Raw genomic sequence first — 21,408 nt, forward strand, 5'->3', positions numbered from 1 at the left:
CGGCCCAGGCCAGCCTCTCGCTGCAGCACTGCCTGCCCTCATCTTTTGCGCCTGGCTGCCGATACACGTTTCGGCGGTATGCATCGCCGCACGCCATCCTCCCATCATCCAATACAGGTCGTGTTGATGCTGCAGTACGGGCAAAAGAGCTTTCTGATCGTCGATGACTTCACCGACTTTCGCACGTCGACGCGCTCCATGCTGCGCGAGCTGGGCGTGCGTGACGTCGACACTGCCGACAGCGGTGAGCAGGCCCTGCGCATGTGCGGGCAAAAGCGCTATGACTACATTCTTCAGGATTTCCACCTTGGGGATGGCAAGAAGAACGGCCAGCAAGTGCTGGAGGACATGATCCTCGACAAGCTGATCAGCCATGAGTGCGTGTTCATCATGGTGACCGCCGAGAGCAGCCAGGCCATCGTGCTCAGCGCCCTGGAGCACGAGCCCGATGCCTACCTGACCAAACCGTTCAACCGGGTGGGCCTGGCCCAGCGGCTCGACAAGCTGACGCAACGCAAGACCTTGCTCAAGCCGATCCTGCAGGCCCTGGACCGTGGCCGCCCGGCCGAAGTGCTGGCTGCGTGCGCCGAGCTGTGCAAGAAGGACCCGCGTTTCGCGCCCCTGTGCCTGCGTTACCGGGCCGATGCCCTGCGAGACCTGAACCGCTTCGACGAGCTGGAAAAGTTCCTCAAGGGCATTCTCGCCAGCCGCCCGCAGCCGTGGGTGTATGCGGCGCTGGGCAGCCTGATGCACAAACGGGGTCAGCACGCCCAGGCCCAGGGCGTTTATGAGCAGGCGCTCAAGGCGTTTCCAATCATGCCGAGCCTGTACGACGGCATGGCCGACGTGCTGGTGGCCCAGGGTGAGACCAAGCGCGCGCAAAACATGCTTGAAGAAGCCGTGCGCCTTTCACCCCTGGCGGTGAGGCGCCAGGCCGCGCTGGGCAAACTGGCGCTGGACAACGAAGACTTCGAAAGCGCCTCGAAGGCGTTTCGCCATGCGGTGAACCAGGGCCAGAGCTCGCGCTACAAGGATGCGGAGAGCAACCTTGGGCTGGTCGAGGCATTGATGAACAAGAACGCCGGCTTCGGCCTGGATGCACGTACCCGGGTCGAGATCAATACCGTGCTCAGCGAGGTGGCCAAGGACAATGTCGAGGATCAGGGCCTGCAAGTGCGTGCGCGCTTGATGAAAGCTGCCAGCCTGCAGCAGGCCGGTGATGCAGAGACTGCAGCCAAGCTTACCGAGCAGGCCCTGCAGCGGCTGGACAAGATGGATCAGTTCTTCTCGGTCGAAGCCGCCCTGACCGTGGCCAAACAGCTGCAGGCGCTGGGCCAGGAAGGTGCCGGCGGCACCATCCTCAAAGGCTGTGTGGAAACCTACGGCGATGACCCCAAGGTCATGCAGAGTGTCGCCAAGCTGACGGATGACCCCACGGTGCTCGGCGCCGTCACCGAAGCAGTCGACCTCAACCGCCAGGGTGTGCGCAGCTATCAGGCCGGGCAGCTCAATGAAGCCTTGCAGATGTTTCGCAAGGCCCTGTCACTGCAACCGAAGAACATCAGCATTGCCCTCAACACTGCCCAGGCGCTGTTGCGCATCGGTGGCGAAGCCACGCCGCCGGCAATCCTGCAGGAGTGTCGCAACTGCCTGACCAGCGTCGCGGGTATTCCTGCCAGCGACAGCCGGTATGACCGCTACCGCAAACTGCACATCAAGGTGTTCGGCGCATGAGCCAGGACAACCAGGGGCTGGATTTTTCCACGGTGATCGCCTCCACCGTGCACGACCTGAAAAACTCGTTGTCAGCGCTGATCCAGTCCCACGACCAGTGGCTGGCGCGCCTGCCCGAGGAGTTGCGCGGGGGCACCGAGCTGGGCGTGATCGAGCACGAATTCCGCCACCTCAATGGCATGCTGGTGCAAATGCTGGGGCTGTACAAACTGGGCGTCAACCAGTTGCCGGTGTGCCCGGACTATCACGAGCTGGACGACTTCGTCGAAGCGCAGCTGGCGGCTCATCAGCAAGTGCTTGAGCACAACGATATCCTCGCCACCTGGCGCATCGACAGCGAAAATCCGCTGGGTTTCTTCGATCGGGAACTGGTCGCCTCGGTGATCGCCAATGTGATCACCAACGCCACCCGCTATGCCGGGCATGCGCTGTTGATCAGCATCGCGCAAGAGAACGAGCAATTGGTGATCAGCGTCAACGATGACGGCCCAGGCTACCCGGCGCGCATGCTCGAGCGGCAGCAGGATTATGTACAGGGCATCGATGCGCAGAGCGGCAGCACCGGGCTTGGCCTTTATTTCGCGGCGCGCATCGCTGCGCTGCATGAGCGCGATGGCGTGCGCGGGCGAATCGAGATCGCCAATGGTGGCGCGCTTGGCGGAGGCTTGTTCAGGTTGTATCTGCCTTAGGCTCGATTTCATAGGCCCTGAAAATTTCCAGGCAAGCACTCCATCCTCGACAAAACCGCATAATTGCCTCCCTGGGGCGGGCAACGATAACATCCAGGCAGTCGTCAGGAGTCCCCATGAACACTGCCCCAACCACCCTCATCCGCGAAACCTTCCCCGTCGGGCCTTTGCAGTGCAACTGCACCCTGATCGGCGACCCGCTTACCAAAAAGGCCATCGTCGTCGACCCGGGTGGTGACCCGGACAAGATCCTCGCCCGCCTGCAGGCCCACGGCCTGACCTTGGTGAGCATCATCCACACCCATGCGCACTTCGATCATTTCCTCGCCTCGGGCAAGCTCAAGGAGCTCACTGGTGCGACCTTGCACCTGCACAAGGACGACCAGGTGCTGTGGGACAACCTGGAGATGCAGTGCCAGATGTTCGGCGTCCCTTATACCCCGGTGCCCCCACCAGACCGCTGGCTGGGTGACGATGAAGCGCTGGCCTGCGGCTGTGGCGTGGCGTTGCACACGCCTGGGCATACGCCGGGTTCGATGAGCTTCTGGTTCGCTGACGCCAAGCTGTTGGTTGCCGGTGACACCCTGTTCCGACGCGGCATTGGCCGCACCGATTTGTGGGGCGGCGATCAGCGGGCTATCGTTCGCTCGATCAAGGAGCGGCTGTATCGTCTGGATGAGGATGCAATCGTGGTCACCGGCCACGGCCCTGATACCCGACTGGGTGACGAAATGCGCGAGAACCCCTTCGTGCGGGCCTGAGCCGGCATAAACAGCCTGTCATGGAATTTTTTCGCCCAAGCGCGATCCAAGGCTGGCATAAATGCATTCATGATTTGCCGCACACACGAATTCTTGTAGGAGCTTGTCCATGTTCACCATGCGTCGCCTGATTATCGTCGCAACCGCTGCAGCCCTGATGACCGGCTGTGCCGGCCAGAACCCCTACGACAGCCAAGGTCAGGCGCAGGGTGGGTCGACCGGGATGAGCAAGACCGCCAAGTACGGCGGCCTGGGTGCGCTGGCCGGCGCCATCGCCGGTGCCGCCATCGACCACGACAACCGTGGCAAGGGCGCGCTGATTGGCGCCGCTGCGGTAGGTGCTGCCGCTGCCGGTTACGGTTACTACGCCGACAAACAGGAAGCCGAACTGCGTGCCCAGATGGCCAACACCGGCGTCGAAGTGCAGCGCCAGGGTGACCAGATCAAGCTGATCATGCCGGGCAACATCACGTTCGCCACCGATTCGGCGAACATCGCCCCGAGCTTCTACTCGCCGCTGAACAACCTGGCGACCTCGTTCAAACAGTTCAACCAGAACACCATCGAAGTGGTGGGCTTCACCGACAGCACCGGCAGCCGCCAGCACAACATGGACCTGTCGCAGCGCCGTGCCCAGGCAGTGAGCGCCTACCTGACCTCGCAAGGCGTGGACGCCTCGCGCGTGTCGGTGCGCGGTATGGGGCCGGACCAGCCGATTGCCAGCAACGCCGATGCCAATGGCCGGGCGCAGAACCGTCGCGTCGAGGTCAACCTCAAGCCTATTCCCGGCCAGCAGTATGATCAGCAGGGTCAGGTGCAGCAGTATCCGTAAACCATGAGGGCCGCTGTGCGGCCCAATCGCCGGCAAGCCGGCTCCCACCGGGATCGCAAGCGCCACACATCTTGGTGGGAGCCGGCTTGCCGGCGATTGGGCTGCACAGCAGCCCCAGGTTTCAACGCACCACGCTGGCCTGGATGGCTGTAAGCGCGATCGTGTGCACGATATTGTCCACCTGGGCGCCGCGCGGCAAGTCGTTCACCGGTTTGCGCAGCCCTTGCAGCATCGGCCCCAGGCTGACCCCATCGGTACTGCGCTGCACCGCCTTGTGGGTGGTGTTGCCGGTGTTCAGGTCAGGGAACACGAACACCGTGGCGCGCCCGGCCACTTGGCTGTTGGGCGCCAACTGGCGGGCGATTGCCGGGTTGGCGGCAGCGTCGTACTGCAGCGGGCCGTCAATCACAAGGCCCCGCTCGGCTTCCTGCGCCAGGCGCGTTGCTTCGCGCACTTTCTCGACTTCTTCGTCGCTCGCCGAGTCACTTGAATAGCTGATCATCGCCACCCGTGGCGCGATGCCGAAGGCTTGCGCCGATTCGGCGCTCTGCCGCGCGATTTCAGCCAGCTCGCTGGCGCTGGGGTGCGGGTTCATCACGCAGTCGCCATACACCAGCACCTGCTCGGGGAACAGCATGAAAAAGACCGAAGATACCAGGCTGGCGCCTGGCGCAGTCTTGATCAACTGCAGGGCAGGGCGGATGGTGTTGGCGGTGGAGTGCACCAGGCCGGAGACCAGGCCGTCGACCTCGTCCAGCGCAAGCATCATGGTGCCGATCACCACCGGGTCTTCCAGCTGTTGCTCAGCCATCGGCGCATTGAGGTTCTTGCTTTTGCGCAGGTCGACCATCGGCTCGACATAGCGCCCGCGAATCAGCTCAGGGTCAAGGATTTCCAGGTCCGCCGGCAGGGTGATCCCCTGCGCACGGGCCACCGCTTCGACTTCCTCGGGCTTGGCCAGCAGCACGCACCGTGCGATGCCGCGCGCCTGGCAGATCGCAGCCGCCTGCACCAGCAACGGCTCGGCGCCTTCGGGCAGGACAATGCGTTTGTTGGCCTGCTGCGCCCGCTGTATCAGCTGGTAGCGGAACACCGCAGGCGACAGGCGCAACTCACGCGGCGTACCGCAGCGCTGGTGCAGCCATGCAGCGTCGAGGTGGCTGGCGACAAAATCGGTGATGAATTCGGCGCGCTCACGGTCGTCCACCGGGATCTCGCGGTTGAGTGAGTTGAGCTGGTTGGCCGTGTCGTACGAACCGGTGCTGACCGAGAGGATCGGCAGGCCCGCCTGCAGGGCGCCGCGGCACAAACCGAGGATGCGTGCATCGGGCTTGCTGTCGCTGGTCAGTAACAGGCCGGCCAGCGGCACGCCGTTGATTGCGGCCAGGCTCACCGCCAGGATGATGTCGTCGCGGTCGCCCGGGGTCACCACCAGGGTGCCAGGGGTAAGCAGCGGCACGGTGTTGGCCACGGTGCGTGCACAGATGATGATCTTGTTCATGCGCCGTTGCTCGTAGTCACCGGCGTTGATCACCTGGGCGCCAAGCAGCTCAGCCACATCGCGGGTGCGCGGGGCGTTGAGTTCGGATTGGTAGGGGATGCAGCCGAGCAGCTTGAAGTCGTTGCCGCGCAGCAGCGGCGAGTGCTCGCGCAGGCGAGCGGCGAACTCGGCCATGCTTTCGTCGGTGCGGACCTTGTTGAGGATCACCCCGAGCACTTTCGGGTCGCGCGGGCCACCGAACAGTTGAGCCTGCAGCTCGACCCGCCCGGACAGTTCGCTGAGCACTTCGTTTTCCGGTGCCGACACCAGGATCACTTCGGCATCCAGGCTTTTGGCCAGGTGCAGGTTGACTCGCGCTGCGTAGCTGGCGTGGCGGGTTGGCACCATGCCTTCGACCACCACCACGTCATTGCCCACGCAAGCCTGCTGGTAAAGGCGGATGATTTCTTCGAGCAGTTCGTCCAGCTGGCCATCGCCGAGCATGCGCTCGACCTGGGCAAGGCTCAGCGGCATTGGCGGTTTGATACCGTGGGTGCGTGCGACCAGTTCGCTGGAGCGTTCCGGGCCGGTATCCCCGGGGTGGGGCTGGGCGATCGGCTTGAAAAAGCCGACCTTGAGCCCGGCGCGTTCCAAAGTCCGCACCAGGCCGAGGCTGATGGATGTCAGGCCGACACCAAAGTCGGTCGGCGCAATGAAAAATGTTTGCATGCGTGCTTCTCGGAATAAGCGTTGCAAGGAATCAACGGCCAAGGGTATCGCTATCGGCCGCTTGTGCACACCAGCCACAGGCGAAAGCCTGGCCAATTCGCAGCGCACGCTGGCGGGGGTCGAGCACCCACGGGCGCGCCTGCCACGGTGGCTGGTGGCGCAGGTGCTGGGTGTGGCCGCAGGACAGGTCGACCACCCAGTGGCCTTCGGTGTCCTGGTGAAAGCCCATGATCCGACTGATGGGTCTTCCCGCAGCCGCGCTGCGTTCGCAATCGGGCGATGCGTTGGTTACACTTGTGCGCTCTACATTCTTTTGCAAAAGGTCTTGCCCCATGCTGATCGCCGCCAACAAGGCAGTCTCCATCGACTATACCCTGACCAACGACGCCGGGGAGACCATCGACAGCTCCGCCGGTGGCGCGCCGCTGGTCTACCTGCACGGTCACGCCAACATCATCCCGGGCCTGGAAAAAGCCTTGGAAGGCAAACAGGCTGGCGACGAACTGAACGTCAGCATCGAGCCTGAAGAGGCCTACGGCGAGTACCTGGCCGAACTGGTCAGCACCCTGAACCGCAGCATGTTCGAGGGTGTCGACGAGCTGGAAGTGGGCATGCAGTTCCACGCTTCGGCACCGGACGGCCAGATGCAGATCGTCACCATCCGTGACCTGGACGGCGACGACGTGACTGTCGACGGCAACCACCCGCTGGCCGGCCAGCGTCTGACCTTCCAGGTCAAGGTCGTCAACGTGCGTGATGCCAGCGAAGAAGAAATCGCTCACCGTCACGTCCACGGCGAAGGTGGCCATCACCACTGATTTTCTGCGCTAAGCTCAGAAAGTCGCCAGGCGCTCGGACAAGCCGACAAACCTCCCGGGAGGTGCACGGCTTGGATGAGCGCCTTTTTAGTGGGCGCTGTTCGCCCCAGCGGCAACCGGGAACCTGAGAGGGGATTCAACATGAGTGCATTTCACGACCTGACGTTGAAGGCGCTGAACGGCCAGGACCTGCCCTTGGCACCATTCAAGGGCCAGGTAGTGCTGGTGGTCAATGTCGCCTCCAAGTGTGGCCTGACGCCGCAATACGCTTCGCTGGAAAAGCTGCAACAGCAGTTCAAGGGTAAAGGCTTCAACGTGCTTGGCCTGCCCTGCAACCAGTTCGCGGGCCAGGAGCCCGGCAGCGAGAAGGAAATCCAGGAGTTCTGCAGCCTAAACTATGGCGTGAGCTTCCCGCTGGGGGCAAAGCTGGAGGTCAACGGGCCGCAGCGCCATTCGCTGTACCGCCTGCTGGCGGGTGAGGGCGCCGAGTTTCCTGGCGATATCAGCTGGAACTTCGAGAAGTTTCTGGTGGGCAAGGACGGGCGGGTGCTGGCGCGCTTCGCGCCGCGTACAGCGCCGGATGATCCAACCGTGGTGCAAGCCATCGAGAAAGCGTTGGGCTGACTATCCCTGGGGCCGCTTCGCGCCCCCAGCGATACCGCAGAATCACCCCGATCAATAATGCTGGGCCACGCCTTCCACTGGCCCTAACCTCAGGCGTATTTCCTCATCCAGACGGAAGCGCCCAGTGCCCACCAACCCTCTTTTCAAGCCTTTCACCCTCGGCGCGCTCGAGTTGCCGACCCGCGTCGTCATGGCGCCGATGACCCGTACCTTCTGCCCCGGTGGCGCACCCCATGATGGCATGGTCGAGTACTACCGCCGCCGCGCCGCCGCAGGTGTGGGCCTGATCATCACCGAAGGCACAACGGTTGAACACAAGGCCGCCAACGGCTATGCCAATGTCCCGCGTTTTCATGGGGAAGACGCCTTGGCCGGTTGGAAGCGCGTAGTCGATGCTGTCCATGCCGAAGGTGGGCGTATCGTCCCGCAGTTGTGGCATGTGGGCGCGGTACGCCGCCTGGGTACCGAACCGGACGCCGGAGTGCCGGGCTACGGGCCAAGCGAAAAGGTCAAGGATGGGCAGGTGCTGGTGCACGGCATGACACAGGGCGATATCCGTGAGGTGATCGCCGCGTTCGCCGCTGCAGCACGCGATGCCCAGGCCATTGGCATGGACGGCGTGGAGATCCATGGCGCCCATGGCTATCTGATCGACCAGTTCTTCTGGGCCGCCAGCAACCGTCGCGAAGATGAGTACGGCGGCGACCTGGCGGGCCGCTCGCGCTTTGCCATCGAGCTGATCCAGGCCGTGCGCGCCGCTGTGGGCCCTGACTTCCCGATCATCTTGCGCTTTTCGCAATGGAAGCAGCAGGACTACAACGCTCGCCTGGTTGAAACACCTGAGGCACTGGCCGCTTTCCTTACGCCCCTGTCCGATGCGGGTGTGGATATCTTTCACTGCTCGACGCGACGGTTCTGGGAGCCGGAGTTCGAAGGTTCCGAGCTGAACCTCGCCGGGTGGACACGCAAGCTGACAGGCAAACCGACCATTACGGTGGGCAGCGTCGGGCTCGATGGCGAGTTCCTGCAGTTCATGGTCGATACCGACAAGGTGGCCAAGCCCGCCAGCCTCGAAGGCTTGCTGCGTCGCCTGGGTGATGAGGAATTTGACCTGGTGGCCGTAGGCCGGGCACTGCTGGTGGATGCCGAATGGGCGCAGAAGGTTCGCGAAGGCCGCGAAGCGCAGGTGCTGCCGTTCAGCCGCGAGGCGCTGTCGACCCTGGCTTGACCGCCAGAGCGGTGCCTGCAGGCTCGGTACCCGCAGGCGCTGCCAGGCACGCGCTGTACAGATGCGTCTCGAATTGCTCGACGATCGCCGGCCAGCCTTGGCGGCTGGCATGCTGGCGGGCATTGAGGCGTACCCGGCGCAGGGTTTCGCTTTCTTCGAGCAGCCAGCAGGCCGCATCGATGAACGCCGCCTGATCACCGGGCATGGCCAGGGCTCCGCTGTGCCCGTGGCGGATATGCTGGGCGGCAGCGGCCTCATCATAGGCAACTACCGCCAGCCCCGAGGCCATGGCTTCGAGCACTACATTGCCAAAGGTTTCGGTCAGGCTGGGGAACAGGAACAGGTCGCCGCTGGCATAGTGTTCGGCCAGTGCTTCACCCCGCTGGGCGCCACAGAACACCGCATCGGGCAGCTGCTGTTCGAGAGCAGCACGCTGCGGGCCGTCGCCAACCACGACCAAGCGCAGCCGCGTGTGTGGATAAGTCTTCTTCAGGGCGTCCAGGCATGGCCGTAGCAGCCCCAGATTCTTTTCCGCCGCCAGGCGCCCGACGTGCAGTACGGCGATGTCTTCAGGGCCCAACCCCCAGGCGTCACGCAACGCCTGGCTGCGCCTGACCGGGTTGAACAGGCAGGCATCGACACCACGGGCCATCAACGTAAGGCGTTCGAAGCCACGCCGCTCCAGTTCCAGCTTCTGGCTGGCGCTGGGCACCAAGGTGGTGGCCGTGCGTCGGTGGAACCAACGCAGGTAATGGGTGAGCAACCGCGCCAGCAGGCCAAGGCCATACCGGCCGCAATACTGCGGGAAATTGGTATGGAAACCACTGACCACGGCGATGCCCAGGCGCCGGGCCGCCCGTAACGCACTGAGCCCCAGCGGGCCTTCCGTGGCAATGTACAGCACATCCGGGCGCTGCCGGCGCCAGCGCCTCAACAGCTTGTGCATCGACACTTCGCCCCATTGCAGCCCCGGGTAGCCCGGCAGGCCCCAGCCGCGGCACAGCAAAAGGTCCTGATCGTCGCCTGCGGGCAATTCACCGGCCTGGCGTGGCCGCACGATCTCCACCTGGTGGCCACGCTGCCGCAAGCCATCGCCAAGTCGGCCGAGCGTATTTGCCACGCCGTTGATTTCGGGTGGGAAGGTTTCACTGACGAGGGTAATGCGTAGGGCAGGTGTGTTCATGAAAAAAGTTTCCGCTTGCTGCGTTGCGCTTATGTGACAGCCTTGTGACGTGCCGATGACGCCTGATTGCCGGCAGCTCCAGCGGGATGAATATTTCCTCGTGCAGCACTCAAGAGCCCTGCCAGGCAGCCGATGAAGATGCATTCGATCAGGTGACTCGCTCCGGGAGCGGTGATGTTCAACAGCAAGCTCAAAAAAGAAATCCAGCAACTGCGAGAGGAGCTTCATTCCATCGAGCAGATCAAGAACAGCCTGGACAGCGAAATGCTGGTGCTTCAGCTCGACCCCCAGGGGCGTATCGAACTGATCAACGGCAATTTCGAGAAAGAGATGCTTTACCGCAGCGAGCAGTTGATCGGGCGCAATATTGAAGACATCGTGCCGGAACATGTGAAGAAGCTCGATTTCTACCAACGCATGAAAAGCGCTATCAGCCGCGGCGAACACCTCAACGGTGCTTTCCGGTTGCTGCGTGGCAACGGCGAAGAAGCCTGGTTGCGCTCGATCCTGCAGCCGGTCAAGGGCAGTGACGGGCGCATCAGGCATTTTTCCATGCACTGCAGCGACCTGACCCGCACCATCGAGACCTCGCGCGAACATGAAAGCCTGATCAAGGCACTGATGCGCTCCACCGCGGTGATCGAATTCAACCTCGACGGTCAGGTGCTGACTGCCAATGACCGCTTTCTGCAAACGGTGGGCTACAGCCTGGAGCAGGTTCGCGGCAAGCACCACCGCATGTTCTGCGAGCCGGAAGAAGCCAATTCGGCGGGCTATCAGGCGTTCTGGGACAAGCTGCGCCGCGGTGAATACGTGGCCGATCGGTTCAAACGGATCGACGCCCATGGGCGTACTGTATGGCTGGAGGCTTCCTACAACCCGATCATCGATGCCCATGATGTGCTGTACAAGGTGGTGAAGTTCGCCACCGTGATCACCGACCAGGTCAATCAGGAGCAGGCCGTGGCGCAGGCAGCCGACATCGCCTACAACACCTCGCTGGAAACCGACAACAGTGCGCACAAGGCTACCGATGTGGTGACCCAGACCGTCGAGGTGATGCGTGGGCTGGAAGGGTCGATGCAGGAAGCCGCAGAAGGCATCCAGGCGCTGGACAAACAGTCCAAGGTGATCGGCGCGATCATCAAGACCATCAGCGACATTGCCGGCCAGACCAACCTGCTGGCGCTCAACGCGGCCATCGAGGCCGCCCGGGCGGGCGAGCAGGGGCGCGGCTTTGCCGTGGTGGCCGACGAAGTGCGCCAGCTGGCTTCACGTACCAGTACCGCCACCGAAGAGATCGCCAAGGTGGTGCAGCAGAACGAGCAGCTGGCCCAGGCGGCGGTGGACATCATTGATACCAGCAAGCGCCAGGCCGAACAGGGGCTGGCGCTGGCGGCGGATACCGGTGGGGTGATCGTCGAGATTCAGGAAGGGGCGAAAAAAGTTGTGGATGCGGTCGGGCAGTTTTCCAGCCGGTTGGGGCAGTAAGGCCCTGGATTCGGCGGTGATGCACATGTTGCTGGGGCCGCGTTGCGGCCCTTTCGCGACACAAGGCCGCGCCTACGGCGGGCCGCGCATGCGGGCCGGGGATCAGTTGCGCTCGCGTACCCAGAACAGCGTAGCCCCTGCCACCGCAGCCGGCATCATCAGCACGTTCACCACCGGCACCATCAGCGCCAGGTAGGTGATGCCGCCAAAGCCCAGGCTTTGCCAGCGCTTCTGGCGCAGCCAGGCGAGCATGTCCTGCCAGCTCATCTTGTTGTTGTCCGCCGGGTAGTCGATGTACTGGATGGCCATCATCCACACACCGAAGATCAGCCATAGCGGCGCTGCGATCACGTTCACCACCGGGATGAACGAGAGGATGAACAGCGCGATGGCCCGTGGCAGAAAGTAGCCAAGCTTGCGCATTTCGCGGCCGAAGGTGCGTGGCACCATCGCCACCAGCTCGCCCCAGCTGAACGCCGGGAAGTTGTCCTCGCCACGTACCACCACCTCGACCTTTTCCGCCAGAAAACCATTGAAAGGCGCGGCGATGATGTTGGCCACCAGGGTGAAGGTGAAAAACACCATCAATACCAGCAAGGCGACGAACAGCGGCCAGAGGATGTAGCTGAGGAAGCTCAGCCAGTCCGGCAGGGTAGGCATCAGGGCATCGAGCCAAAGGCCGAACTGGTGGCCGGCGAAGTAGATCATGCCGCCGAACAGCAGCAGGTTGATCGCCAACGGCAGCAGTACGAACAACCGCAGATTGGGGCTGAGCACCAGTTTCAGGCCTTCGCGCAGGTACTGGGGGCCAGAGAGGACAGGGGCTTGCATCGAGACGCTCCGCAGAGAAGGGAAAACGCGCTGACCTTACCGGCTTTGCCGCGCTGACGAAAGGCGGGCAGAGGATGGGAAACTGCCTGTAACAAAAGCACGACGGCCTTTTCCATAGGAGAAATTGACGTATAGAGGATGCCTATGAGGTGGATTGTCGAAGGATATTTCCTTAATCTCTGCCACCTCGCTACAGTGCGCTCAACTTTCAGGTTTCGGACCTGCGCGTTGTAGCCTTCCCCAAGTGCTGCGTGGGTCCTTTTTAATTTCAGCTGGCGCAGCCGGTATACCGATGCCGGCCCCTGAGGCCCGCTCGACAGGAGTTCGACATGTCTGAAGTACGTCATTCGCGCGTCATCATCCTCGGTTCCGGCCCTGCCGGTTACAGTGCCGCGGTGTACGCCGCCCGCGCCAACCTCAAGCCGCTGCTGATCACCGGCATGCAGGCCGGCGGTCAACTGACCACCACCACCGAAGTCGACAACTGGCCTGGCGACCCCCATGGCCTGACCGGCCCGGCGCTGATGCAACGCATGCAGGAACACGCCGAGCGTTTCGAGACCGAGATCGTCTTCGACCACATCAACGCCGTCGACCTGGCCAACAAGCCCTTCACCCTGCAGGGTGACAGCGGCAAGTACACTTGCGATGCACTGATCATCGCCACCGGTGCCAGCGCGCGATACCTGGGCCTGCCCTCGGAAGAAACCTTCATGGGCAAGGGTGTGTCGGCCTGCGCTACCTGCGACGGCTTCTTCTACCGCAACAAGCCGGTGGCTGTGGTCGGCGGCGGCAACACTGCCGTTGAAGAGGCGCTGTACCTGGCCAATATCGCCAGCAAGGTAACCCTGGTGCACCGCCGCGAAACGTTCCGCGCCGAAAAGATCCTGGTCGACAAGCTCAACGCCCGTGTCGCCGAAGGCAAGATCGAGCTCAAGCTCAACGCTACCCTGGACGAAGTGCTGGGTGACAACATGGGTGTGACCGGTGCGCGCCTGAAGAACAACGATGGCAGCAGCGACGAAATCAAGGTCGACGGCGTGTTCATCGCCATCGGCCACACGCCGAACACCTCGCTGTTCGAAGGCCAGCTCACCCTGAAGGACGGCTACCTGGTGGTCAACGGCGGCCGTGAAGGCAACGCTACCGCCACCAATGTCGAAGGCGTGTTTGCCGCAGGCGACGTGGCTGACCACGTTTACCGCCAGGCGATCACCTCTGCCGGTGCCGGCTGCATGGCGGCGCTGGACGTCGAGCGCTACCTGGACGGCCTGGCCAACGCCTCGTTCTGATCCGCAGCGCACAAAAAAACCGGCCATCTGGCCGGTTTTTTTGTGTCTTGGGTTTTGTGCAGGTTTCGCCCGCTTCAGAGGCTCAGGCGCATCGACAGGTCGACGGCCTTCACATCCTTGGTCATCGCACCAATGGAGATGTAGTCCACCCCAGTCTCGGCAATCACCCGCAGGGTGCTTTCGGTCACCCCGCCACTGGCCTCCAGCTTGGCTTTGCCAGCGGTAATGCGTACCGCTTCGCCCATTTCGTCCAGGCTCAGCTCGTCGAGCATGATGATGTCGGCACCGGCGCTCAACGCCTGGCGCAGTTCATCCAGGCTTTCCACCTCGATTTCCACCGGCTTGCCCGGAGCAATGCGGTGGGCTGCCGCTACTGCTTCGGGCACACCGCCGCTGGCGGCAATATGGTTTTCCTTGATCAGGAAGGCATCGAACAGGCCGATGCGATGGTTGTGGCAGCCGCCGCAGGTCACTGCATATTTTTGTGCCAGGCGCAGGCCGGGCAGTGTCTTGCGGGTATCGAGCAGTTGCACCCGGGTACCTTCGACCAGGTCGGCGAGCGCACGGGCACGTGTGGCCACGCCCGACAACATCTGCAGGAAGTTAAGCGCACTGCGCTCGCCGCTGAGCAGTGAACGTGCCGGGCCTTCGAGGTGGAACAGCACCTGGTTGGCCGTGGCCCGGTCACCATCGGCCACCTGCCAGTGCACCGCCACACGCGGGTCGAGTTGACGGAACACGGCATCGACCCAGGCGGTGCCTGCAATCACGCAATCTTCGCGGGTGATGATGGTGGCCTTGGCCAGGCGCTCGGCCGGAATCAGCTGCGCGGTGATGTCGCCGCTGCCGATGTCCTCCAGCAGGGCGCGGCGCACGTTGGCTTCGATCTCGGCGGTCAGGTCGGCAAGGCGTAGGTTCGGCATGGTCGGCTCCACAAGCAAGTTGCCGGCGATTATAGGGCAGGGGGCCGCTGTTTACAGCCGCCTTGCACCTGACCTTTGGTCAGGCCGAGTGAGCATTTGGCAAAAAATACAGTCATTTACCGGCGAGTGAAGAGGTGCTGGCAGGTATCGGCATTTTTACCGATAATGGCGCCCAGTATTTGGCGTCATAGCTTTGACGATTTTTCACTTTTATCGAACACGTCGCCCAGCAAGGAGTTCGGGATGCATAAAGAAGGCAAGGTGGTGCCCCTGGCGGCCGCCATCGATCGAGGTGCGCGCACGCCCTTGCCTTGCCTGCCGATGCTGTTGCTGCAGGTGCGCGACAAGGCGGCCCTGCAATTGCGCCAGGGCTTGCAGGCCTTGTTCGACAACGCTGACGATACCCTCTTTGAAATGGCCGAGAAGGCTGCTGACCGTTTCGATCAGAACCTGTATTTCGAGGCCATGCGCGACTTGCGCCTCAAGCGCAAGAGCATCGAGCGCGGCTTTCTCGACAGGTTCTACGAGAGGTTCGCCCGCATAGGTGAGGCCGAGCCACTGGGCTTCGTGGCCATTACCGATCACCCGAAAAACAAGGCGCAACAGGAGCGGGCAGCGACCGTCGAGGGTATGGTTGCGCGCGTGCTGTCGCGCGACGCAATTGCCCTGGAGCAGTTGACCCTGCGTTTGCAGGCCCTGCTCGAATGTACGCTGGACCTGCAAAAAAGCCCCCTGGCGCCTGGCGCATTGTGTGGCTACTTCCTTGATGCCGGGCGTAACCTGGGTGTTGGCCTGCGGGTCAAACTGGTCCTGCTGAAGTTGTTCGAACGTTACGTGCTGCGTGATACCGACGTGCTCTACGGCGAAGCCAACCAGTTGCTGGCCGCTGCCGGCGTGCTGGCAGAGCTACCGCCTGCGCCGCGCCGGCGTGCCGAGGACTGTCGCCTGAGCTCGCGGCGGACGCCGGCCAGCCTGGGGCCTGACGAGGCCATCGGCGCGGACAGTGCCGGCCAGGCTTTCTTCACCTCGGTGCAAGGGCTGCTGGCACCGGCCCGCGGCAGGATCGCGCCACGCTTGCAATCCATTGCCACAGCCCAGCCGATAAGCACCGCCGACCTGCTGCGCCTGCTCACGCATTTGCAGCACTATGTGCCGGCCACCTTCGACGAAGACGATTTCGACCTTGGCCAGCAGCTCGAACAGTTGCTGTTGCGGGTTAGCGTGCGCAGTGGCACCCGCCGGCGTATTGCCACGGCCGACATAGACATGATCAGCCTGGTCGGCCTGCTGTTCGACTACATCCAGGCCGATGACAACCTGCCGTACAGCCTGCGGGCGCTGATTGCCCGCCTGCACATCCCGTTGCTCAAGGTGGCATTGCTCGACAAAGGGCTGTTCAGCCGCGCCAGCCACCCTGCTCGGCGCTTGCTCAATGAGATCGCTGCAGCCTCGATCGGCTGGGAAACCGGTAGCGAAGGCCTGCGTGACAGCCTGCACCTGCGTGTAGGGCGCATCGTCCAGCGTCTGCTCAATGACTTCACCGAGGACTCGGCCCTGTTCGCCGAACTGCTGGAGGACTTCATGGCCTTCAGCCAGGATGAACGGCGGCGCAACGAACTGCTCGAGCAACGCACCCGCGATGCCGAAGAAGGGCGTGCGCGCGCCGTGCAGGCTCGCCAGCAGGTGCAACAGGTACTCAACCAGCGCTTGCGCGGCCGGGTGCTGCCTCAAGCGGTCGTGCAGATGCTGGTGCAAGCCTGGAGCCAGGTGCTGCTGCTGGCATGGCTCAAACAGGGTGAGGGCTCCGCGGCGTGGATCAACGCCCTAGCGACCATGGACACATTGCTTGCCAGCATCATTCCCCGGCGTGATCCGCAGGCCCTGCTGCAGCAAGTGCCCGGCCTGCTCAAGGCATTGCGTGAGGGTTTGGCCGGCGTGGCGCTGGACTCGCAGGCGACCCGCGACTTTTTCCAGCAACTCGAGCAACTGCACCTGCGTGCCTGCGCAGGGGTCGAGCTACCGCCTACCCCAGGCGATCAGGCTCTGGCCGAAGTGCTGGTGGCGGAGGACATCGTGCTGGCCATGGCCGAAGAGCCCGCTTGTGCGCCGCTGCACCCGCACGACGAGCAAGCCGCACAACTGCGTGCGGTACAGCGCCTGCGCATCGGCGCCTGGATAGAAGTGCTCGACGATGACGAGCCGTTGCGCTGCAAACTGGTGGCGCGTATCGACAGCAGTGACCGCCTGGTATTCGCCAACCGCACCGGGATGAAGGTCCGCGAGTGGAACATGCTGGGCCTCGCCCAAGCACTGCGCCTTGGTGAGGTGCGGCTGCTGGACGATGGCCTGCTGTTCGAGCGGGCGCTGGAGACCGTGCTGGAAAGCTTGCGCCAGCAGCAGGTTCATTGACCTGCTACTGCAGATTCACATGCAAAGCGCGATACTGGCAGGGCATACTGCGCCTCTGTACCCAGCGTTCTTCAGGAACTGCCCCATGCAATTGGACCGTGCCACCGGCTGGTTCCACGGAAACGGAATCACCCACTGCCCTTCGCCGAACTTCAACGCGCGACCCGAGGGCGAATCGATTTCCCTGCTGGTGATCCACAACATCAGCCTGCCGCCGGCCTGCTTCGGCAGCGGCAAAGTCCAACAGTTCTTCCAGAACCGCCTGGACCCCAGCGAACATCCCTACTTTGCCAGCATCAGCCACCTGACCGTATCGGCGCACCTGTTCGTGGAGCGCGACGGTGCGGTGACCCAGTTCGTGTCGTTGCTGGACCGTGCCTGGCATGCCGGCGTGTCATGTTTTGACGGGCGAGAAGGCTGTAACGACTTTTCCATCGGTATCGAGCTGGAAGGTACCGACGACCTGCCGTACAGCGATGCCCAGTACCGTGTGCTGGAGCAACTCACCCGGCAGATTCAGGCGGCCTGGCCGGTTATCGACCTGGGCCGGATCCAGGGCCATAGCGACATTGCCCCGCAGCGCAAGACCGACCCTGGCCCGGCATTCGACTGGCAGCGTTACCGCGCAGCCGTGCAGCACAACGAGGACAAGGCATGAGTTTTCTGGTGTTGATACTGGCGTTGTGGGTCGAGAAGTTCTCCGCCCTGCGCCATCAGGTACAGCGCGATGGCTTCTTCCTGGGCGAGCTGGTGCGCCTGGAGCGCAGCGGGAAGATGCACCCCTGGTGGAGCCTGGCCATCCTGGTGCTTGCACCCGTGGCGGTGCTGGTGTTGCTGCTGCACGTGCTCGACCCGGTGGCCTATGGTTTGCTGGCCCTGCCGGTGCACCTGCTGGTGCTGATCTACAGCCTCGGCCGCGGCGATGCCAAGGCCGCCCTTGGGCCGTTTCGCGATGCCTGGCGGCGCGGCGACGACCAGGCCGCGCTGCATGTGGCCGAGCGCGACCTGGGCCTGGTGGCTGATGAACCCCAGGCTTTGCTGGTGCGCGTGCAAGGCTACCTGTTGTGGCAGGCCTATCAGAGTTTCTTCGCCGTGATCTTCTGGTACTTCGTGCTCGGCCCCGGGGCGGCGCTGGCCTATCGCCTGCTGGCGCTGACAGGCGATAACAGTTGCCAACCGGCGCTCAAGGCCCGGGCCGAGCAGCTGCGGCACATCATGGACTGGCTTGCGGTACGCGTGTTGGCCCTGAGTTTCGCCCTCGTCGGCAATTTCGTCGCAGTGACCCGCGTGATGCTGCACGAACTGCTTAACTGGCACATCAGCGCCGGGCACCTGGTGGCCAGGGTCGGGCGGGTTGCCGATGACATTCCCGAACAAGAGGACAGCCAGCGCGGTCTGGCTCGGCTCGATAGCCTGTGGGAGCTGCTGTTGCGCTGTGCGGTGCTGTGGTATGCGGGCTTTGCGCTGTGGACGGTGCTGGTCTGAGCGCCGGTTAACCTTAAGTTACAAACCTCCGGTTCGATCTGCGCTATACAGGTGGCCTAGTGCTACCCCTCGCAGAACAACAAGAATCCAAGGAGGTGCCCCGTGAAGCGTCTGCTCTACCCGGCAATCGCACTGATGAACCGGCTGAGCTTCGGCCAGAAGTTCAGCCTCATCAGCGCCCTGTTCTTCCTGCCCATGCTCGCCACCAGCAGCTACCTGGTGCGCGACGCCTATCAGCAGTTTCAGGCAACCCGTGCCCAATTGCAGGGTATTACCCCGCTTAGCGGCAGCTTGGCATTGCGCACCGACCTGGAAGCCCTCGGCAACCTCATGCAGATCAATGCCGTGCTCGGGCAGTCGGGCCAGGCCGGCGACCTGGAGTCACGCATCGCTGCGTTGCAGGACAAGGTCCAGGCACAGGTGCAGGCCCTGCAGGGCCATGAGTCGGTTCCCCAGGCCAAGCTGGACGAGCTGGCTGGCGCTTTTGCCAGCGCCCAGGCCGAAACGTCCTTGCAGGCCAAGGTCGCCCTGTTCGACAAGCTGCTGGCTCAAGCACAGGTGCTGAGCAAACTGGTGGCCAGCCAGTCCGGCCTCAGCCAGGACAGCCAGGTTTCGGTGCGCCAGTTGAGCGAACTGCTCGGCACTGCCACCGCCCAGGTGACCCTGGCCTTGGGCGAGGGCAGGACGATGGGCGCCATCGCGCTTGGCCGAGGGTTCATCGACTCATCCGGCAGCGTCCGCTTCGAAGACCTGCTGCAACGCCTGGAGCGTTTGGCGGCGGACTATGGCATGCGGGTGGATGAAGCCCTGGCCAGTGACCCCGGCGTCCCTGCCGACATGATCGCCGCGGCACAGGCCAGCAAGCTTTCCGTCAAGCAAGCCGCCGCGTTGTTCGAGGAGCGTGTGGTGGTCGCTGAAACCCTTGATGCGCCCTGGCCCGCCTTCTATCGACAGGTGAGTGAGCTGATGGCTCACACCTACCAACTGAACGAACAAGTCCTTGGGCATCTGCACCTGCAGTTGCAGGAGCGTCTTGGCCAGCAGCGCCTGCGCATGGTCGCCTTGGGGGCCGTACTGGCGGGCGTTTTCGCGCTGATCCTTTACCTCTACGGGGGCTTCTATGTATCGATCCGCACGACCCTGCGCAAGCTGGGCGGCGCGATGGACAAGGTGGCGGCCGGTGACATGACGGTCAGTTTCAAGGCCAACAGCCGCGACGAACTGGGCGAACTGGCCCAGGGTTTCAGCGAAACCGTGCGCCGTATCCGTTGCCTGATCGAGCAGGTCGGCCACACCGTTGTGGCGGTCGAAGCGCAGGCCGGGCAGGTACTGGCGGTATCGGCACGCAGCAGCCAGTCAGTCAGCGGCCAGCGTGAACAGATCGAGCAGGTCGCCACGGCGATGAACCAGATGAGCGCCACTGCGCAGGAAGTGGCGCGCAGCGCTGCATTGGCCGCCGATGGTGCGCAGCAGGTCAACCACGAAAGTGCCAATGGCCGCACGTTGGTGCAAGAGCAGCAGGGCAGCATTGGCCGGCTGGCAGCCGAAATCGACCAGACGGTGCTGGCGATCAATCAGCTGGCCGACGACAGCCAGGCGATCAGCCAAGTCCTGGAGGTGATCCGCAGTATCGCCGAGCAGACCAACCTGCTGGCACTCAACGCTGCAATCGAGGCAGCTCGGGCCGGTGAGCAAGGCCGGGGGTTTGCCGTGGTCGCTGATGAAGTGCGTACCTTGGCCAAGCGCACCCAGGATTCCACCGCGCAGATAGCGCAGATGATCCAGCGTTTGCAGGACGGTGTCGGGGCAGCGGTTCGCGCCATGGGCAGTAGCCATCAGATGGCGGCGGGCACGGTCGAGGAGGCACGCCAGGTGCAGCAGGCGCTGGGCAACATCCTTGGCGCGGTTGGCGGCATTGTCGAGCAGAACCAGCAGATAGCGGCGGCGGTAGAGCAGCAGACGGCGGTGGCCCATGACATCGACCAGAACATCGTGGCGATCAACCAGGCGGCACAGGACACCTCGGTGGGGGCTTGCCAGGCCGAGGATGCCAGCCGGGCATTGTCGGAGCAGGTGGTAGAGTTGAAACGGTTGATCGGGGCGTTCAGGGTTTAGCCAGTACTACCAGCCAAACAACTCACAGGCATTCTTGCTGCTGGCCTCGGCCAACACGTGCACATCAATGCCCATCACCTCAGCCAATGCCCCGGCAATCTCCGGTAGATGCTCCGGGCTGTTTCGCTCACCGGCAAACATCGCCGGGGCCATGTCCGGGGCGTCGGTTTCCAGCACGATGCTTTCCAGCGGCAGGCGCGGCAGGGTCTTGCGCAAGCGCACTGCCTGCGGCCAGGTCCCGGCACCACCCAGCCCGAGCCGGAAACCAAGCTTGATGTACTCGCGCGCCTCTTCATAACTGCCCGCGAACGCGTGGATGATCCCGGCCCGCGCCGGTTTGTAGCGCTTGAGTGTGGCAATCACCTGGGCATGGCTGCGGCGCACGTGGAGCAGGGCGGGCAGTTCGAAGTCACAGGCCATCTGCAATTGTGCTTCGAACAGCGCTTGCTGGCGCGCCTTGTCCAGGGTTTCGACGTAGTAGTCCAGGCCAAACTCGCCCACGGCGCACAGCCGCGGATCGCCCTGCAGGCGTTCAAGCCATTGGCGCAACTGCACCAGGTGCTCGGGGCGGTGCTGCTCCAGGTAGATCGGATGCAGCCCAAGCGCTGCGCGCACGCGCTCATCGCTGCAGGCCAGCTCCCACACCCGCTGGAAATTGGCCTGATAAACCCCCAGCACTACCATGCGCTCCACCCCACGCCCTGCCGCGTCAGCCAGCAGGCGCGTGCGGTCGGCATCGAAGTCGGGGAAGTCCAGGTGGGTGTGAGTGTCGATCAGGCGCATG

19 protein-coding genes are annotated in these 21,408 nt (G+C 63.3%); 13 read left to right on the forward strand and 6 right to left on the reverse strand.

The window, feature by feature from the left end:
* The first annotated feature begins 126 nt into the window (after positions 1-126).
* The 4 genes from ACMGGN_RS00765 to ACMGGN_RS00780 all read left to right on the forward strand — a co-directional run bounded on the left by ACMGGN_RS00765 (position 127) and on the right by ACMGGN_RS00780 (position 4,016).
* Positions 127-1,734: a tetratricopeptide repeat-containing response regulator gene (locus ACMGGN_RS00765; RefSeq protein ID WP_046784536.1), complete on the forward strand. Its 1,608-nt coding sequence runs from the start codon at positions 127-129 to the stop codon at positions 1,732-1,734.
* A complete protein-coding gene (locus ACMGGN_RS00770) occupies positions 1,731-2,423 on the forward strand; it encodes a sensor histidine kinase (RefSeq protein ID WP_046784535.1) in 693 nt (230 codons plus the stop codon). Before ACMGGN_RS00765 ends, ACMGGN_RS00770 begins: the two co-directional genes overlap by 4 nt.
* 116 nt (positions 2,424-2,539) lie before the next feature.
* The gene (locus tag ACMGGN_RS00775) at positions 2,540-3,184 is read left to right on the forward strand and encodes an MBL fold metallo-hydrolase (protein ID WP_046784534.1); all 645 of its coding nucleotides are present in this window, start codon (positions 2,540-2,542) and stop codon (positions 3,182-3,184) included.
* A 109-nt stretch (positions 3,185-3,293) separates the two neighbouring features.
* Positions 3,294-4,016 carry an OmpA family protein gene (locus ACMGGN_RS00780; protein WP_012316222.1) on the forward strand — a complete coding sequence of 241 codons (723 nt, stop codon included), beginning with the start codon at positions 3,294-3,296 and terminating at the stop codon, positions 4,014-4,016.
* A gap of 121 nt (positions 4,017-4,137) precedes the next feature.
* Here ACMGGN_RS00780 and pta read toward each other — a convergent pair whose 3' ends face one another.
* Together pta and ACMGGN_RS00790 are read right to left on the reverse strand one after the other, a co-directional pair.
* The gene (pta, locus tag ACMGGN_RS00785; RefSeq protein WP_414156378.1) at positions 4,138-6,225 is read right to left on the reverse strand and encodes a phosphate acetyltransferase; all 2,088 of its coding nucleotides are present in this window, start codon (positions 6,223-6,225) and stop codon (positions 4,138-4,140) included.
* Positions 6,226-6,256: 31 nt separating this feature from the next.
* The gene (locus ACMGGN_RS00790; protein ID WP_080952066.1) at positions 6,257-6,559 is read right to left on the reverse strand and encodes a DUF3565 domain-containing protein; all 303 of its coding nucleotides are present in this window, start codon (positions 6,557-6,559) and stop codon (positions 6,257-6,259) included.
* On the opposite strand from ACMGGN_RS00790, the gene ACMGGN_RS00795 reads away from it, so the two are divergent.
* The 3 genes from ACMGGN_RS00795 to ACMGGN_RS00805 all read left to right on the forward strand — a co-directional run bounded on the left by ACMGGN_RS00795 (position 6,558) and on the right by ACMGGN_RS00805 (position 8,895).
* Positions 6,558-7,043 carry an FKBP-type peptidyl-prolyl cis-trans isomerase gene (locus ACMGGN_RS00795; RefSeq protein ID WP_012316220.1) on the forward strand — a complete coding sequence of 162 codons (486 nt, stop codon included), beginning with the start codon at positions 6,558-6,560 and terminating at the stop codon, positions 7,041-7,043. The genes ACMGGN_RS00790 and ACMGGN_RS00795 overlap by 2 nt on opposite strands.
* A gap of 141 nt (positions 7,044-7,184) precedes the next feature.
* Complete coding sequence (locus ACMGGN_RS00800; RefSeq protein WP_046784531.1) at positions 7,185-7,667, forward strand: glutathione peroxidase; 483 nt, start codon at positions 7,185-7,187, stop codon at positions 7,665-7,667.
* A 124-nt stretch (positions 7,668-7,791) separates the two neighbouring features.
* The gene (locus tag ACMGGN_RS00805; protein WP_046784530.1) at positions 7,792-8,895 is read left to right on the forward strand and encodes an NADH:flavin oxidoreductase; all 1,104 of its coding nucleotides are present in this window, start codon (positions 7,792-7,794) and stop codon (positions 8,893-8,895) included.
* On the opposite strand, the gene ACMGGN_RS00810 is transcribed toward ACMGGN_RS00805, so the two are convergent.
* Positions 8,864-10,078 (reverse strand): glycosyltransferase family 4 protein, encoded by a 1,215-nt coding sequence (locus tag ACMGGN_RS00810; protein ID WP_414156379.1) that lies wholly within the window; start codon positions 10,076-10,078, stop codon positions 8,864-8,866. The genes ACMGGN_RS00805 and ACMGGN_RS00810 overlap by 32 nt on opposite strands.
* A 174-nt stretch (positions 10,079-10,252) precedes the next feature.
* Between ACMGGN_RS00810 and ACMGGN_RS00815 the strand changes: the two genes are divergently transcribed.
* Positions 10,253-11,569: a methyl-accepting chemotaxis protein gene (locus ACMGGN_RS00815; protein WP_281870045.1), complete on the forward strand. Its 1,317-nt coding sequence runs from the start codon at positions 10,253-10,255 to the stop codon at positions 11,567-11,569.
* A 102-nt stretch (positions 11,570-11,671) separates the two neighbouring features.
* Here the strand turns inward: ACMGGN_RS00815 and cysZ are convergent, their stop codons facing one another.
* On the reverse strand, positions 11,672-12,400 hold the full coding sequence (gene cysZ / locus ACMGGN_RS00820; RefSeq protein WP_012316215.1) for a sulfate transporter CysZ: 729 nt from the start codon (positions 12,398-12,400) through the stop codon (positions 11,672-11,674).
* Between the two features lie 329 nt (positions 12,401-12,729).
* Here cysZ and trxB point away from each other — a divergent pair, with 329 nt between their 5' ends.
* The gene (trxB, locus tag ACMGGN_RS00825; RefSeq protein WP_003247318.1) at positions 12,730-13,692 is read left to right on the forward strand and encodes a thioredoxin-disulfide reductase; all 963 of its coding nucleotides are present in this window, start codon (positions 12,730-12,732) and stop codon (positions 13,690-13,692) included.
* A gap of 74 nt (positions 13,693-13,766) precedes the next feature.
* Here trxB and nadC read toward each other — a convergent pair whose 3' ends face one another.
* Positions 13,767-14,615, reverse strand: a complete 849-nt coding sequence (gene nadC, locus ACMGGN_RS00830) for a carboxylating nicotinate-nucleotide diphosphorylase (RefSeq protein ID WP_046784526.1) — start codon at positions 14,613-14,615, stop codon at positions 13,767-13,769.
* Positions 14,616-14,858: 243 nt separating this feature from the next.
* Between nadC and ACMGGN_RS00835 the strand changes: the two genes are divergently transcribed.
* The 4 genes from ACMGGN_RS00835 (at position 14,859) to ACMGGN_RS00850 (ending at position 20,624) form a co-directional block, all read left to right on the forward strand.
* A complete protein-coding gene (locus ACMGGN_RS00835; RefSeq protein ID WP_414156380.1) occupies positions 14,859-17,024 on the forward strand; it encodes a DUF1631 domain-containing protein in 2,166 nt (721 codons plus the stop codon).
* Between the two features lie 85 nt (positions 17,025-17,109).
* Positions 17,110-17,682 (forward strand): 1,6-anhydro-N-acetylmuramyl-L-alanine amidase AmpD, encoded by a 573-nt coding sequence (gene ampD / locus ACMGGN_RS00840; RefSeq protein ID WP_046784524.1) that lies wholly within the window; start codon positions 17,110-17,112, stop codon positions 17,680-17,682.
* Positions 17,679-18,509 (forward strand): regulatory signaling modulator protein AmpE, encoded by an 831-nt coding sequence (gene ampE / locus ACMGGN_RS00845; protein WP_414156381.1) that lies wholly within the window; start codon positions 17,679-17,681, stop codon positions 18,507-18,509. Before ampD ends, ampE begins: the two co-directional genes overlap by 4 nt.
* Before the next feature lie 102 nt (positions 18,510-18,611).
* Complete coding sequence (locus tag ACMGGN_RS00850) at positions 18,612-20,624, forward strand: methyl-accepting chemotaxis protein (protein ID WP_414156382.1); 2,013 nt, start codon at positions 18,612-18,614, stop codon at positions 20,622-20,624.
* A gap of 6 nt (positions 20,625-20,630) precedes the next feature.
* On the opposite strand, the gene ACMGGN_RS00855 is transcribed toward ACMGGN_RS00850, so the two are convergent.
* A complete protein-coding gene (locus ACMGGN_RS00855) occupies positions 20,631-21,407 on the reverse strand; it encodes a TatD family hydrolase (RefSeq protein ID WP_115273886.1) in 777 nt (258 codons plus the stop codon).
* Between the last annotated feature and the right edge of the window lies 1 nt (position 21,408).

Origin of the sequence: Pseudomonas sp. BNK-30 (assembly GCF_047456185.1) — a bacterium.
In the GTDB taxonomy this organism is placed as follows: domain Bacteria; phylum Pseudomonadota; class Gammaproteobacteria; order Pseudomonadales; family Pseudomonadaceae; genus Aquipseudomonas; species Aquipseudomonas putida_E.

Coding starts and splice junctions, on each gene's coding strand:
- ACMGGN_RS00770 (WP_046784535.1), top strand. CDS start 1,731: ATGAGCCAGGACAACCAGGGGCTGGATTTTTCCACGGTGATCGCCTCC.
- ACMGGN_RS00855 (WP_115273886.1), bottom strand. CDS start 21,407: ATGCGCCTGATCGACACTCACACCCACCTGGACTTCCCCGACTTCGAT.
- ACMGGN_RS00800 (WP_046784531.1), top strand. CDS start 7,185: ATGAGTGCATTTCACGACCTGACGTTGAAGGCGCTGAACGGCCAGGAC.
- nadC (WP_046784526.1), bottom strand. CDS start 14,615: ATGCCGAACCTACGCCTTGCCGACCTGACCGCCGAGATCGAAGCCAAC.
- ACMGGN_RS00810 (WP_414156379.1), bottom strand. CDS start 10,078: ATGAACACACCTGCCCTACGCATTACCCTCGTCAGTGAAACCTTCCCA.
- ACMGGN_RS00765 (WP_046784536.1), top strand. CDS start 127: ATGCTGCAGTACGGGCAAAAGAGCTTTCTGATCGTCGATGACTTCACC.
- ACMGGN_RS00815 (WP_281870045.1), top strand. CDS start 10,253: ATGTTCAACAGCAAGCTCAAAAAAGAAATCCAGCAACTGCGAGAGGAG.
- ACMGGN_RS00780 (WP_012316222.1), top strand. CDS start 3,294: ATGTTCACCATGCGTCGCCTGATTATCGTCGCAACCGCTGCAGCCCTG.
- ACMGGN_RS00790 (WP_080952066.1), bottom strand. CDS start 6,559: ATGGGGCAAGACCTTTTGCAAAAGAATGTAGAGCGCACAAGTGTAACC.
- cysZ (WP_012316215.1), bottom strand. CDS start 12,400: ATGCAAGCCCCTGTCCTCTCTGGCCCCCAGTACCTGCGCGAAGGCCTG.
- ACMGGN_RS00775 (WP_046784534.1), top strand. CDS start 2,540: ATGAACACTGCCCCAACCACCCTCATCCGCGAAACCTTCCCCGTCGGG.
- ACMGGN_RS00835 (WP_414156380.1), top strand. CDS start 14,859: ATGCATAAAGAAGGCAAGGTGGTGCCCCTGGCGGCCGCCATCGATCGA.
- ampD (WP_046784524.1), top strand. CDS start 17,110: ATGCAATTGGACCGTGCCACCGGCTGGTTCCACGGAAACGGAATCACC.
- pta (WP_414156378.1), bottom strand. CDS start 6,225: ATGCAAACATTTTTCATTGCGCCGACCGACTTTGGTGTCGGCCTGACA.
- ACMGGN_RS00795 (WP_012316220.1), top strand. CDS start 6,558: ATGCTGATCGCCGCCAACAAGGCAGTCTCCATCGACTATACCCTGACC.
- ampE (WP_414156381.1), top strand. CDS start 17,679: ATGAGTTTTCTGGTGTTGATACTGGCGTTGTGGGTCGAGAAGTTCTCC.
- trxB (WP_003247318.1), top strand. CDS start 12,730: ATGTCTGAAGTACGTCATTCGCGCGTCATCATCCTCGGTTCCGGCCCT.